14 protein-coding genes are annotated in these 13,545 nt (G+C 67.2%); 8 read left to right on the top strand and 6 right to left on the bottom strand.

Going from position 1 to position 13,545, the window contains the following annotated elements:
• Positions 1 to 66: 66 nt before the first annotated feature.
• The 5 genes from XI05_RS31635 to XI05_RS31615 all read right to left on the bottom strand — a co-directional run bounded on the left by XI05_RS31635 (position 67) and on the right by XI05_RS31615 (position 5,070).
• Complete coding sequence (locus tag XI05_RS31635; protein ID WP_271509207.1) at positions 67 to 912, bottom strand: ChbG/HpnK family deacetylase; 846 nt, start codon at positions 910 to 912, stop codon at positions 67 to 69.
• Complete coding sequence (locus XI05_RS31630) at positions 909 to 1,955, bottom strand: glycosyltransferase family 2 protein (RefSeq protein WP_271509205.1); 1,047 nt, start codon at positions 1,953 to 1,955, stop codon at positions 909 to 911. Before XI05_RS31630 ends, XI05_RS31635 begins: the two co-directional genes overlap by 4 nt.
• A 97-nt stretch (positions 1,956 to 2,052) precedes the next feature.
• Positions 2,053 to 3,030 carry an ATP phosphoribosyltransferase gene (gene hisG, locus XI05_RS31625; protein WP_271509203.1) on the bottom strand — a complete coding sequence of 326 codons (978 nt, stop codon included), beginning with the start codon at positions 3,028 to 3,030 and terminating at the stop codon, positions 2,053 to 2,055.
• 3 nt (positions 3,031 to 3,033) lie between these two features.
• Positions 3,034 to 4,185, bottom strand: coding sequence for an ATP phosphoribosyltransferase regulatory subunit (locus XI05_RS31620; RefSeq protein WP_271509200.1), 1,152 nt, complete (start codon positions 4,183 to 4,185; stop codon positions 3,034 to 3,036).
• Positions 4,186 to 4,317: 132 nt separating this feature from the next.
• Positions 4,318 to 5,070, bottom strand: a complete 753-nt coding sequence (locus XI05_RS31615; protein ID WP_271509197.1) for a 16S rRNA (uracil(1498)-N(3))-methyltransferase — start codon at positions 5,068 to 5,070, stop codon at positions 4,318 to 4,320.
• 210 nt (positions 5,071 to 5,280) lie between these two features.
• On the opposite strand from XI05_RS31615, the gene XI05_RS31610 reads away from it, so the two are divergent.
• Both XI05_RS31610 and ubiA read left to right on the top strand, forming a co-directional pair.
• Positions 5,281 to 5,946: a hypothetical protein gene (locus XI05_RS31610; protein WP_271509194.1), complete on the top strand. Its 666-nt coding sequence runs from the start codon at positions 5,281 to 5,283 to the stop codon at positions 5,944 to 5,946.
• Positions 5,943 to 6,881 (top strand): 4-hydroxybenzoate octaprenyltransferase, encoded by a 939-nt coding sequence (gene ubiA, locus XI05_RS31605; RefSeq protein ID WP_271509191.1) that lies wholly within the window; start codon positions 5,943 to 5,945, stop codon positions 6,879 to 6,881. The genes XI05_RS31610 and ubiA overlap by 4 nt, the downstream gene beginning before the upstream one ends.
• Positions 6,882 to 6,970: 89 nt before the next feature.
• Here ubiA and XI05_RS31600 read toward each other — a convergent pair whose 3' ends face one another.
• Entirely contained in the window at positions 6,971 to 7,489 is a 519-nt protein-coding gene (locus tag XI05_RS31600) for a DUF6101 family protein (protein WP_271509188.1), read from the bottom strand.
• A gap of 263 nt (positions 7,490 to 7,752) precedes the next feature.
• Here XI05_RS31600 and XI05_RS31595 point away from each other — a divergent pair, with 263 nt between their 5' ends.
• The 6 genes from XI05_RS31595 to lpxK all read left to right on the top strand — a co-directional run bounded on the left by XI05_RS31595 (position 7,753) and on the right by lpxK (position 13,484).
• The gene (locus XI05_RS31595; protein ID WP_271509183.1) at positions 7,753 to 9,144 is read left to right on the top strand and encodes a TldD/PmbA family protein; all 1,392 of its coding nucleotides are present in this window, start codon (positions 7,753 to 7,755) and stop codon (positions 9,142 to 9,144) included.
• Positions 9,145 to 9,339: 195 nt separating this feature from the next.
• Positions 9,340 to 10,146: a 3'(2'),5'-bisphosphate nucleotidase CysQ gene (locus XI05_RS31590; RefSeq protein WP_271509180.1), complete on the top strand. Its 807-nt coding sequence runs from the start codon at positions 9,340 to 9,342 to the stop codon at positions 10,144 to 10,146.
• A gap of 61 nt (positions 10,147 to 10,207) precedes the next feature.
• Positions 10,208 to 10,450 (top strand): DUF4170 domain-containing protein, encoded by a 243-nt coding sequence (locus tag XI05_RS31585; protein WP_172787159.1) that lies wholly within the window; start codon positions 10,208 to 10,210, stop codon positions 10,448 to 10,450.
• Complete coding sequence (locus XI05_RS31580) at positions 10,447 to 11,166, top strand: lysophospholipid acyltransferase family protein (RefSeq protein ID WP_271509178.1); 720 nt, start codon at positions 10,447 to 10,449, stop codon at positions 11,164 to 11,166. Before XI05_RS31585 ends, XI05_RS31580 begins: the two co-directional genes overlap by 4 nt.
• Positions 11,129 to 12,475, top strand: a complete 1,347-nt coding sequence (locus XI05_RS31575; RefSeq protein WP_271509177.1) for a 3-deoxy-D-manno-octulosonic acid transferase — start codon at positions 11,129 to 11,131, stop codon at positions 12,473 to 12,475. The genes XI05_RS31580 and XI05_RS31575 overlap by 38 nt, the downstream gene beginning before the upstream one ends.
• Positions 12,468 to 13,484: a tetraacyldisaccharide 4'-kinase gene (lpxK, locus tag XI05_RS31570; RefSeq protein WP_271509176.1), complete on the top strand. Its 1,017-nt coding sequence runs from the start codon at positions 12,468 to 12,470 to the stop codon at positions 13,482 to 13,484. The genes XI05_RS31575 and lpxK overlap by 8 nt, the downstream gene beginning before the upstream one ends.
• The last annotated feature ends 61 nt before the right edge of the window (positions 13,485 to 13,545 follow it).

Genomic DNA, 13,545 nt, shown 5'->3' with positions numbered 1-13,545 from the left:
CCCAACAGTGCCGGCCGGATTAAATTTCGGTATGCGACAAGCTGCCTCTGGCGCGCTTTTCGCCGTTCATCCCAGTGTCACGTTGCTATCCGCCAGCAGGCGCGCGAAGGCATCGCCCGCGAGATAGGCGTGCTCGCGCTCGCGGACGTCGGTCATGGGATCGAGGCCGGTGAGGACATCGTCGACGAAGCCGGGATGGCACATCACGAGGCCGCCGTCGGGGAGGCCGTCCAGGAATTGCCGCATCAGCGCGCCGAAATCGGCGGCGCGCGTGAAATCATAGGCGCCGGCGAAACCGGGGTTGAAGCTGAGGCCGGCATGGCCGGCGCGGCGGCGGAATTGCGCGCTGAGACCATCGAGCACCAGCGCCTTCGGTGAGGCCAGCCGCTGCCGAAGCGGCAGGTTGCGGCCGCCCTGACGCACCCAGGCCTTTGGCGCAGCCTCGACCACCGCATCGACGAAGCCGTCGCGCACCTGCGGGAAGAGCTGCACATGCTGGTGACCGTCGACGAAGTCGGGGGCGCGTCCGAACGCGTCCGTGAAGGCGGCCAGCTGTGCCTTCACCTCGTTGCGGATGAATTCACGGTCGAGCCGCCGCATCAATCCGGCGCGCAGCAGCTTGGGAAAGGCGAAGAACATGTCGCCGTCCAAGGGGCGGAAATGCATGGTGAGCGGCCGGAACGGCGCCGACAGCGTCACATGTAGTCCGATCGCGCAACGCGGGCTTTTCGTTGCCGAAGCCTGAAGCGCCTCGACGTCGCTGCGCGCGATCGCGGGCCCCACCATCATCACCGAGGTGGCGTTGAGGCGGCCGCGTTCGATCAGGTCGCGGATGGCGCGGTTGACCCCCGGGCTGATGCCGTAATCGTCGGCGCAGAGCCAGATCCGCCGCACCCTCGCGGCCACGCTCATTCGGCCGCCGTCCTGCTCGCGGCCTCGTCGGCCTTGCCGGTCTCGAAATGCTTCTCGCTGTGCTCGGCGACGAAGTAGATCGGACGGGCCTTCAGCTCGGAGAGGATCTTGCCGATATATTCGCCGACGATGCCGATCATGATGAGCTGCACGCCGCCGATCGTCATCAGGCCGACCACGAGCGAGGGATAGCCCGGGACCTGCTTGCCGGTCGTGAACACCTCCCAGAGAATCGAAAGGCCGAACAGGAATGCACCGCCGGCGAGAATGACGCCGAACAGGCTGGCGAAGCGCAACGGAGCCACCGAGAACGACGTCAGACCCTCGATCGAGAGGCCGAGCAGGCTCGCGGCGTTGAAGGTGGTGACGCCATGGGCACGCGCTGAGGGCTCGTAGTCGACGCGGATCTGGCGGAAACCGATCCAGCTGGCGAGGCCCTTGAAGAACCGGTTGCGTTCCGGCAGCTGCCTCAGCGCAGCGACCGCGCGCGGCGACAGCAGGCGGAAATCCCCGGCGTCCTCCGGAATCTTCTGGCGGGCGCCCCAATTGATCAGCGCGTAAAAGCCGTGCACCGCGACCCGGCGCAGGAATGGCTCGTTGTCGCGATGCGCTTTCGCGGTGTAGACGACGTCATAGCCGTCATCGATCCAGTGCCGCACCAGCTGTTCGACGAGCGCCGGCGGATGCTGGCCGTCGCCGTCCATGAACATGACGGCGCCGAGGCGGGCATGGTCCAGGCCCGCCATCAGCGCGGCCTCCTTGCCGAAATTGCGCGACAGCGACACCACCTGAACGTCGATTGCGTCGGCCGGCAACGACCGCGCGATCGACAGCGTCGCATCCTTGCTGCCGTCGTCGACATAGACGACCTCGCAAGACAGGCGATAGCGCTGCCGCAGGGTCCTGGCGAGCTCGCAGATGCGCTGGTGCAGGGAGGCGAGGCCCGCCGCCTCGTTGTAGACGGGGATGACGATCGACAGCCCCTTCGCTGCGGCGTTGGCTGCGGTGGTCGTCATGCCGGAAACGTCAGAGCCCAGCGTCATCGATCAAGGTTCCAGAGGCGTTTAGGTCTTCTCAACAGCATATGGTAGCAGCCGTTTGCTGTCGCTACGCTGAACGGAGCTGCTCAAAACGTCGGGCTCACCGCCGCAAGAAAGCTTCGAGCTTGGCGAACAGCGGGTTCTCCCGGTCGAACACGTAGTCGAGCGAGACGACCGAGACGGTCTCGGCGCCATGCTCGCGCAGGAAGCTCGCCAGCGCGTAGAGCTGCCCCGGTGGGCAGTGCAGCGTCAGCATGCCTGACGAGGTCGGGCCGCCGAACGGCGCTTCCACGCCGAACCGGCTGTGGGCTTCGCCGAGCAGGGCGGCATCGCACTGCCGGAAGCGGGTGCGGACCTCGCGGTATTTGTTGGCCCTTGCCCTTGCGGCGATGTGGTCGAGGATGACGCGCGCCGTCTCGCGCGCCTGCGGCGACCAGTCGGCCTCCTTGGCGGCCACCAGATTGGCCTGGCTGCGCAGGATCACGCCGTCGTCGAGCACCCGCAGGCCGTTGGCGGCGAGCGTCGCACCGGTCGTGGTGATGTCGACGATCAGCTCGGCGCTGCCGGCCGCCGGCGCGCCCTCGGTGGCGCCCGCGCTTTCGACGATGCGGTAATCGGTGATGCCGTGAGCCTGGAAGAAGCCGCGGGTGAGGTTGACGAACTTGGTCGCGACCCGCATCCGCATGTGATGCTGCTCGCGGAAGCCGGTGGTGACGTCGTCGAGGTCGGCCATGGTGCGGACGTCGATCCAGGCCTGCGGCACCGCGACGACGACGTCGGCATAGCCGAAGCCGAGCCCCTCGATCAGCGATACGCGCTTGTCGGCATCGGCGATGTTCTCGCGCACGAGATCTTCGCCGGTGACGCCGAGATGGGCCAAACCGCGGGACAATTGCGAGGCGATCTCGCTCGCCGAGAGATAGGCGACCTCGACATTGTCGAGCCCTGCGATGGTGCCGCGATAGTCGCGGGCGCCGCCGGCTTTCGACAGCTTGAGGCCGGCACGGGCGAAGAAGGCCTCGGTGTTTTCCTGCAGGCGGCCCTTGGAGGGAACGGCCAGAACGAATGGCGCGCTCATGACTTAAGCTCCCACCTTGCGGCCGATCCGGTTCAGCGCGTCCACCCAGACCGAGAAGCCGACCGCGGGGATCGGCTCGGTCGAGCCGAGCTGGGTCATCAGCCCGTCGTAGCGGCCGCCGGCGACCAGCGGCTCGGCGCCGTTGCCCCTGTGGTGCAGCTCGAATTCGAAGCCGGTGTAATAGTCGAGCCCGCGTCCGAACGCGGTCGAGAAGCGGGTCTGCTTCACATCGATGCCGCGCGCGGCCATGAAGCCGACCCGGCTCTCGAACTGATCGATCGCGGAAGCGAGATCGAGCTTCGCCTCCGTCGTGAGGGCGCGCAGCTCGGCGATGGCATCGTCGGGATTGCCCGCAATCGACAGGAAGCGCTTGAGCACGGCGATCGCCTCGCGCGGCAACGCGCCGCCCTTCAGTGTCGATTGCTCGAGGAAGCGATCGGCGATCTCGGCCGTGGTGCGGCCGCCGACATTGGTGGTGCCGGCGATCGACATCAGATCGGTGACGAAGGCGAGCGCCGCCTTGCGGTCGGAGCCGGCAAGGGCCGCCAGCACGCCCTCATATTCGCTGCGCGTCGCGGTGGTCGCGGCCGCCAGCCGCTCCAGATCCTGCTCCAGGCTGATCTTGCGGTTGAAATCCTTGACCAGGCGGCGGCGCCAGACCGGATAGAGGTTGAGCGCGTCGAGCAGCGCATTGAACAAGGCAACATCGCCGGTGCGGATCTCGACATCGCGGACGCCGAAGGCGGCCGTCGCCTCCAGCGCCAGCGCCAGCATCTCGGCATCGGCCGCGGCGCGGTCCTGACGGGCGAATGATTCGATGCCGGCCTGGAGGAATTCGCTGGTCTGGCCGCTGCGGTAGCGGAACACCGGACCGAGATAGCTGAACCCCGCCGGCTGGCCGGCCCGGCCTGAGGCGAGATAGTCGCGCGCGACGGGAATGGTCAGGTCCGGGCGCAGGCAGAGCTCCTCGCCGGAGAGGTCGGTGGTCAGGTACAGGCTCTTGCGGATGTCCTCGCCGGAGAGGTCCAGGAACGGCTCGGCCGGCTGCAGGATGGCGGGCTCGGCCCTGACATAGCCGGCCTGCGCGAACGACAAGAGCAGCGTATCCGCCCAGGCGGCGGAGCCGGCAGCATTTGAGGTGGCAGTCGCGGTCATCTCAGGAGTCCATCGTCCCGGCGGAACCGGGCAGGGCAAGGGGAGGCGAATTTGGCGCAGGCCTTAGCATGGCCCGACAGCGGTTTCGACCTCCAAAGGATCAATCGCTTAACGGGTGGGCAATGCGCAGGATCAGGTGCTCTTGCCGCCCCAATCGCCCAGCACCGCCTGCACCAGCGCCAGGGCGGCGACGGCGGCGGTGTCCGCCCGCATGATGCGGGGGCCGAGCGCCAGCCGCAGGATCTTGGGCTGGAGCAGCAGCGCCCGCTCTTCCTCGGCAAAACCGCCCTCCGGGCCGATCAGCAGGTCGATCCCGTGCCTGGCCTCGCGCGCGCCTTGCAGGCTCTGTAGCGGATCTTGGACCTCCGCTGCCTCGTCGCAGAAGATCAGCAGGCGATCGGCGGGACGTTGGCTCAAGAAGCGCTCCAGCGGCACCGGTTCGGCCACGCTGGCGATGCTGAGAATGCCGCATTGCTCGGCCGCCGCGACCACATTGGCGCGCATCCGCTCGGTATTGACCCGTGAGGCCTGGGTGAACCGGGTCAGGACCGGCTGCAGGGCAGCGGCGCCCATCTCAATGGCCTTCTGCACCATGTAATCCAGCCGGGCATGCTTGAGCGGGGCGAAGACGTAGGTGAGGTCGGCGAGCCGGTCCTGGGGCCGGGTCTGTTGGAGGATCACGAGGCTGTCCGGCCGCTTGCGGCCCTCGATGGCGGCCTGCCACTCGCCATCCCGGCCGTTGAAGGCGAGGACCTCGGCTCCGGCGCCGAGCCGCAGCACATTGCCGAGATAGTTGCTCTGGTCGCGGTCGAGCGGCACCCTGGCGTCCTGGGCCAGGGGGGCATCGACGAACAGGCGCGGGGCGCGAAAATCGTGGGAAGGCATCGCTTTGGGGGTCCGGTTACCGGCTGTTCTTAACCGAAAGGCGCCATTCCGGGGTAAATATTGCCAAACTGGTGCGTCCCAGCGCCGCGCTCTCGCCCAATTCCACGGGTTGTTAAGCGCCGGCGGGAATCGTAAAAACGCGAACACGCTGGTCACGATTCAATTGGGAAGCCCTGACCCCCGTAAGCTCCTGCCGGAGAGACTGTCTTGATGATCCGTCATTTGATGGTTCCGCTCGCTGCCGCCATGGTCGCCATGAGTGCCGCCGGCGCTTGTGCGCAAAGCGCCTTCCCGGCGCCACTGCCCAACCAGGCTTCGAACAGCTCGCCGTTTCCACCCGTGAACGGCTCGGCGCCCACCGCGTCGATGGGGAGCGCGCCGCAATCGTCCTTTCCCGTCCACGGCGCTGCCCCGATCGGCGGCGGCGCCGGCGCCTTCAGCGCGGCTCCGCCGACGCAGGCCGGTCCCGGTGAGGACTGCATGAAGGCGTTCATGCCCCTGCGCGAAGAGGCCGAGAAGCGCGGCAAGTTGATCAAGGCCGCGAGCGACCGTCATGCGCAGCCGGACGAGGCCTGCAAGCTGATCCGCAACTTCAGCCAGGCCGAGTTGAAGATGATCAAGTACATCGAGGCCAATGCCTCGAAGTGCGGAATCCCGCCGCAGATCGGCGCGCAAATGAAGGACGGCCACAAGAACACCGAGGCCATGCAGACCAAGGTCTGCAACGTCGCGCAGCAGATGCAGAATCAGCCGCGCGGTCCGGCCGGTCCGTCGCTGAGCGAGGTGCTGGGCTCGGGCTCGGCGCCCGAGGCCAATGCCGGCAAGAAGGGCGGCAGCACCTTCGATACGCTCAACGGCAACGTCCTGACCCGATGAGCGATACATCCGCCCGCGTTGCCGATTCCACCGGCAACTGGGTCGATACGCTCGCGCCGCATTGGGCGCGGCCTTACCTGCGCCTGTCCCGCTTCGATCGCCCGATCGGCTCCTGGCTTCTCTTGATGCCATGCTGGTGGTCGGCGGCGCTGGCCGCCGGCATGGCGCATGACGTGCGTCGTCTGCCGCTCACCATCGTGCTGTTCTTCATCGGCGCCTTCGTGATGCGCGGGGCCGGCTGCACCTGGAACGACATCACCGACCGCGACCTCGACGACAAGGTCGAGCGTACGCGCTCGCGGCCGCTGCCGTCGGGGCAGGTGACCACCAGGCAGGCGCTGGTCTTCATGGTCGCGCAGGCGCTGGTCGGTCTCGTGGTGCTGCTGCAGTTCAACCGCTTCGCGATTGCAACGGGCATCGCCTCGCTCCTGATCGTTGCGATCTATCCCTTCATGAAGCGCATCACCTGGTGGCCGCAGATCGTGCTCGGGCTCGCCTTCTCCTGGGGCGCCTTGATGGGCTTTGCCGTCACCTTCGGCCGCATCGACGTCACCGCGCTCGTGCTCTATGCCGGCGCGGTTTCCTGGGTGATCGGCTATGACACGATCTATGCGCATCAGGACGCCGAGGACGATGCGCTGATCGGCATCAAGTCGACTGCGCGCCTGTTCGGTGCGCATACGCGCCAGGCGCTGGTGCTGTTCTACGGGCTCGCGGTGATGTTGATCGGCGTCGCGCTGGCATCTGGCGAAGCGCGCTGGCCGGCCTGGCTCGGGCTTGCCGCCTTCGCAGCCCATCTGGCCCTGCAGATCGTGCGGCTGAAGATCGACGATCCCGGGCTGTGCCTTCGCCTGTTCAAGTCGAACAAGCATGCGGGCCTGCTGCTGTTCGCGGGATTGCTGGTGGATGCGATGCTGCGAGCGCAGCTCTCGTAGGGTGGGCAAAGGCGCTTGCGCCGTGCCCACGTTCCTTCTCAGCTTCTAAAGAGGTGGGCACGCTTCGCTTTGCCCACCCTACGGTACCATTAATTCCTCGCGATGATCTCGCGTTCGTCGCGGTGAATCGGCAGCTCGCGCGCCATTGCGGTGCGCCGGCGCATCAAGAATTTCGGACGGCGGGCGCGGATTGCGTTGGCGCGGCGGCGGCGCGGTGCGGGCTTGCGGGCGCCCTCGTCGAGCTGCGGCAGCGCGAAGATCTCGCTCCAGATCGTCCAGGCCTGCGCGATCTCGTCCGCGTCAGTGCTGATCAGCAGCGGGATGGACAGCGAGGGATCGCGGTGCACGAGAACGAGCGTCTGCGCCTCGTCGTTGCCGCGCAAGGCAACGCCGGTGAAGTCGGCGACGCGCACGTTGATCGCCATCTGCATGCCGCGCACGGCACGGCGCAGCACGACGCGCTCGCGATGAAGCTCGATCTGCCTGACATGTCCGTCGGCGCGCGGGTCATGCGCATCGAAGCGGACCGGAAGGGAAAGAGGGTCGAGCCGCAGGGAGCGGCTCGACCCGGCGGGGTTAGCCCCGCATGTTGCTGTTTGACGCCTCACGGCTTCGTTCTCCCCGCCGGGATTATGTTCCCGGTCGATGCGAGGACCTTAGCGCGCGGCGGTCCGAAACCGCTTAAAAAGGCTGGTTAACCCACCGTCACTGCACCTCATGATTGACAAGACCTTGGCGCGCATGATTGACGAGACGTTGCGCCGACGTCGCGAATCTGAGCTTTTGGCGGGCTGAAAATGCTTGAAGTCCGCGCTATCAGGGCACATCTGTGGGTTCCGGTCCCGAACCCCGCCCCAACAGGATTTCGTTCGTGAACTCTTCACCAAGCTCGACGCTTTCGACTACCGCCAATCGCGACCTGTTCGATCAGTCCGCACTCTCCGATCTCGCGCAGCGGCTGGTCGAGGCAGCCAGGCGCGCCGGCGCCGATGCGGCCGATGCGGTCGCGGTGCGCGGCGTCTCGCAAGGCGTCGAGGTCCGCGACGGCCGCGTGGAGGAATCCGAGCGGTCGGAGGGCGACGATGTCGGCCTGCGCGTGCTGGTCGGCCGGCGCCAGGCGGTGGTCTCGACCAACGATGTCAGCGGTGATGCCGTCACCAAGCTCGCCGAGCGCGCGGTCGCGATGGCGCGCGTCGCACCCGACGACAAATTTGTCGGCCTCGCCGATCCTGCGCTGCTCGCGCGCGACTTCCCCGATCTCGACCTGCTCGATCCCGCCGTGCCCACGACCGCCGAGCTCGAGCGCCGCGCGCTCGCGGCCGAAGCTGCGGCACTCGGCGTCAAGGGCGTGACCAAGTCCGGCGGCGCCTCGGCCTCCGCGGGCATCGGCGGCATGGTGCTCGTCACCTCGACCGGCTTCCACGGCTCCTACCTGCGCTCCAGCCAGGGGATCTCCGCCACCGCGATCTCGGGCGATGGCACGAGCATGGAGCGCGACTACGACTTCACCTCGGCGCCGCATGGCGCCGATCTGCTGCCGCCGGAGGTCGTCGGCCGTTCCGCCGGCGAGCGCACCGTGGCGCGCTACAATCCGCGCAAGGTCGAGACCTGCAAGGTGCCGGTGGTGTTCGATCCGCGCGTCGCCGGCTCGCTTGTCGGCCATCTCGTCGGCGCCATCAACGGCGCCTCGATCGCGCGCAAGACCAGCTTCCTGAAGGACAAGCTCGGCCAGCAGCTGTTCGCGAAAAACATCCGCATCATCGACGATCCCTTGCGCAAGCGCGGCCTGCGCTCGCAGACCTTCGACGCCGAAGGCGTCGCGGTGAAGCGGACCGCGCTGGTCGACGACGGCGTGCTGACGACCTGGCTGCTCGATTGCGCCACCGCGCGCGAGCTCGGCCTCACCACCACCGGCCACGCCCATCGCGGCGTGTCCTCCTCGCCCTCGCCCGGGCCGTACAATCTGCATCTCGAGCCCGGCACGCCAACGCCGGCCGAGCTGATCGCCGACATCAAGCAGGGCTTCTACGTCACCGATCTGATCGGCTCCGGCGTCAACGGCGTCACCGGCGATTACAGCCGCGGCGCCTCCGGCTTCTGGATCGAGAACGGCGAGGTCACCTATCCCGTCAGCGAAGTGACGATCGCCGGGCACCTGTTCGAGATCTTCAAGTCGATGCAGCCGGCGAACAATCTCGAATTCCGCTACGGCGTCAATGCGCCGACGGTGCGCATCGAGGGTTTGACGCTTGGCGGACGCTGATCGAGCTGTTGCTGCTTGGCTCACCTCTCCCGTAGGGAGAGGTCGCGCCGGAGGCGCGGGTGAGGGGACCGCTCTCTCGTGGGACCTGAGCCCCCTCACCCGATTTGCACTCGACGATGCTTCGCATCGCGAGGAGCAAATCGACCTCTCCCCGATGGGGAGAGGTGTTCTCGCCGTGCCGCGCGATTGAACCCGATGGCAGCTGCTCTCGACGACACGATCCTGACCCGCGACGCGGCGCTGCTGAAGCATACGGTGCGGGAGGCGGGCGCGCTGGCGCAGTCGATGTTCCGCACCGAGCTGCGGAAGTGGACCAAGGGCGCGTCCTCGCCGGTCTCGGAGGCCGACATCGCGGTCAACGATTTGCTCGAAGCGCGCCTGCGCGCTGCGACGCCCGATTATGGCTGGCTGTCCGAGGAGAGCGCCGACGATGCGGCGCGGCTGTCGCGGCGGCTGACCTGGATCGTCGATCCCATCGACGGCACCCGCAATTATCTCGGCGGCCATGACGAATGGTGCGTCAGCGTGGCGCTGGTGGCGGACGCTTCGCCGGTGCTTGCCGCCGTGTTCGCCCCGGCCACCGACGAATTCTTCTTCGCAACGCGCGGCCAGGGCACGACGCTCAACGACAAGCCGGTGCGCGCGACGCGCGGATCCGAGCTCGACTTCGCCCGCGTCGCCGGCCCGAAGCCGCTGGTCGAGCGGCTGAAGCCGTCCCTCGGCGAGATCAAGCTGCATCGGCGGATCGGCTCGCTGGCGCTGCGGCTGTGCCGGGTCGCCCATGGCGCGTTGGATGCGGCTTTTGCGGGCGGCAACAGCCATGATTGGGACCTTGCGGCGGCCGATTTGATCGTGCAGGAAGCGGATGGTAGGATGAGCGACCTCTCCGGAGAACCCATCCTCTATAACCGCCGGGAAGTGGCGCACGGAGTGCTGGTGGCAGCGGGACGCGATCGTCATGCGGGCATTGTCGCGCATTTTCGCAACCGTCCGTTAGCCTAAGGCGCTTTCGTCGTGCTTCTCGAACACTGCTTTGCCGGGCAGCCCGTTAGGAACAGAACTCATGCCAGATAATGCCCCGCAACAACTGCTCCATCTCGTCATCGGCGGCGAGCTCGTCGATCTCGAGCACAACACCTTCAAGAACCTGGACGAGGTCGACATCGTCGGCCTCTATCCGAACTATGCCAGCGCCCACGCCGCCTGGCGGGCCAAGGCGCAGAGCACGGTCGACAACGCGCAGATGCGCTACTTCATCGTCCACCTGCATCGGCTGCTCGATCCGAATCAAGAACCGGCGCGTTGAAAAAACTGCTTCGCAATACGCTGCGAAGCAGCTGGTTTCAGCGTGCCGTCGGGATCCTGGCGGCCGAATATCTGCGTCTGGTCTGGCGGACCAACACCTTCTCGATCGATCCGCCCGACATCTATGAGCGCGTCGAGCCGCAGCTCCCTGCGATCTTCGCGTTCTGGCACGGCCAGCATTTCCTGACGCCCTTCATCAAGAACCAGAACAAGGCCTCCTATCGGGCCAAGGTGCTGATCTCCCGGCACCGCGACGGCGAGTTCAATGCGATCGCCGCCGAGCGGCTCGGGATCGGCACGATCCGCGGTTCCGGCGACCATGGCGGCGCGTTTCACCGTAAAGGTGGCGTCGGCGCCTTCAAGGAAATGGTGCGGACGCTCCAAGCCGGTTGTAATGTCGCGCTGACCGCCGACGTCCCCAAGCGCTCGCGCGTGGCGGGGCTCGGCATTATCATGCTGGCACGGGAATCGGGACGGCCGATCATGCCTTTCGCGATGGCGACCAGCCGCTTCGTCCGGCTCAAGAACTGGGACCGCACCACCATCAATTTGCCATTCGGGCGGGGCGCATTGGTCGGCATCAAGGAAATCCACGTTCCCGCAGATGCCGACGCCGCCATGATGGAGATGTTGCGGCAGGAGCTGGAAGACACCTTGAACGAGGCGACCCGGCGCGCCTATGCGCAGCTCGGCCGTCCGGGACCGGAAGATGCCTAAGTCGCTGCCCATTGCGCTGCCGATCACGCTGCGGATGTACCGGCGCCTGGCCGCCGGCCTGGTGCCGCTCGCGCCTGCGCTGATCAAGCGGCGGCTGAAGCAGGGCAAGGAGGATCCCGCGCGCGTCGGCGAGCGGCGTGGCCTGTCACGCGACGTGCGGCCGCATGGCCCGCTGGTCTGGATTCACGGCGCCAGCGTCGGCGAGGTGCTGGCCTCGGCGGCGCTGATCGAACGCCTGCGCGATCTCAATCTGCGCATCCTGCTCACCTCGGGCACGGTCACCTCGGCGGCGGTCGTCGCCAAACGCTTTCCGCCCGACGTCATCCATCAATACGTGCCGTATGACTCGCCGCGCTATGTCGCGCGCTTCCTGGATCATTGGAAGCCGTCGCTGGCGCTGTTCATCGAATCCGATCTGTGGCCGAACCTGATCCTCGCCGGCGCGGCGCGCCGGGTGCCGATGGTGCTGATCAACGGACGGATGTCGCCGCGTTCGTTCCCGCGCTGGCGGCGCATGCACGGCACCATCTCGGCGCTGCTGTCGCGGTTCGACATCTGCCTTGCGCAGTCGAAGACCGACGCCGAGCGCTTTGCCGCGCTCGGCGGCCGCGACGTCGTCACGACGGGGAATCTCAAGCTCGACGTGCCGGCGCCGCCGGCCGATCCCGCCAAGCTCGAACGGCTGATGGCCATGACGCGTGGGCGTCCGATCATCGTCGCGGCCTCGACCCATCCGGGCGAGGACGAGATGCTGATCGCGGCGCATCGCAGCCTGGTCGGCTTCTTCCCGCAGCTTCTCACCGTGATCGTGCCGCGGCATCCGGATCGCGGCTCTTCGATCGCAGGCCAGGTCACGGCCTCCGGCCTGAAGCCGAGCTTGCGCTCGCGCGAGGAGCTGCCGACGGCGACGACCGACGTCTATGTCGCCGACACGATGGGCGAGCTCGGCCTGTTCTATCGGCTCTCGGAAATTGTCTTCATGGGCGGATCGCTGATCCACCATGGCGGACAGAATCCGATCGAGGCGATCAAGTTGGGCGCCGCGATCGTCCACGGTCCGCACGTGTTCAACTTTGCCGACGTCTATGAGGCGCTCGATACGAGCGGCGGGGCGCGGCGGGCCGACTCGCAGGAAGCGCTGGTCAAGCAGCTCGGCCAGCTGCTGGCCGATCCCACTACGCGCGACAAGATGCAGCGCGCAGGCACGGGCGTGGTCGAACAGCTTGGCGGTGCGCTCGATCGCACCATGACCGCGCTCGAGCCCTATCTGTTGCAGTTGCGGATCGAGATGGGGGCCGCCAATGCGTGAGCCGGCCTTTTGGTACCGGCCACGCTCCCTTCAATCGTATGCGCTATGGCCGCTCGGTGCGCTCTACGGGGCGATCACCGCACGGCGCATGCTGCGCCAGGGCTTTGACGCCGGCATCCCCGTGATCTGCGTCGGCAACTACCATGTCGGTGGTGCCGGCAAGACGCCGACCGTGCTGGCATTGACCAAGCTCCTGCGCGAACTCGGCGAGACGCCGGTCGTGCTCAGCCGCGGCTATGGCGGGCGCCTGAAGGGTCCTGTCGTGGTCGACCGCGCGCGCCACGATGCGTCCGACGTCGGCGACGAGCCCTTGATGATGTCGCGCGACGTCCCGGTCGCCGTCGCGCGCGACCGCCTCGACGGCGTCGCGCTGGCGAAGTCGCAAGGAGCCACCGTGATCCTGATGGATGACGGCTTCCAGAATCCGGCTCTGTTCAAGGACGCCTCGCTGATCGTGATCGACGGCGAGCGCGGCCTCGGCAACGGCAAGGTGTTTCCCGCGGGCCCCCTGCGCGCCCCGCTCGAGGTGCAGCTCGCGCGCACCGACGCGCTGGTGCTGATCGGCGACGGCAATGCCGCCAACGACGTCGCGGCGGAGATCGCGAAACGGAACAAGCCCGAGCTGCGTGCGCGCCTGAAGCCGGATGCGGCCTCGCTCGCGCAGCTGCTCGGCAAGCGGGTGTTCGCCTTCGCCGGCATCGGCGATCCCGAGCGTTTCTTCCGCACCCTGCGTGCGAGCGGCGTCGAGGTCGCGCGCACGCGCGCCTTCGCCGACCATCACATGTTTTCGCAGGACGAGATCGCAGCGCTCGCAGCGGACGCTCAGCGCGAGCAGCTCACGCTGGTGACCACGGAGAAGGATCTTGCACGCTTGCGCGGCCGCGAAGGCGTGCCTGACGGCATCGTGCCGTTCGCCGTCCGGCTCGAGTTCGATGACCCGGCAAAGCTGCGGCAATTGATCGGCGATCATCTGTACAGAGCGCGCGAGCGAAGGTTCAGCGCGCGCTGATCTCGCAACGTGAGGCAACGTCTCTGCCCTAGTCGCAAAACGCGAAGTGTCGTGGCCGGCG

Origin of the sequence: Bradyrhizobium sp. CCBAU 11357, assembly GCF_028128865.1 — a bacterium.
Taxonomy (GTDB): domain Bacteria; phylum Pseudomonadota; class Alphaproteobacteria; order Rhizobiales; family Xanthobacteraceae; genus Bradyrhizobium.
The sequence above is the reverse complement of the archived record's forward strand: the minus strand, read 5'-3'. Positions and strand labels throughout refer to the sequence as shown.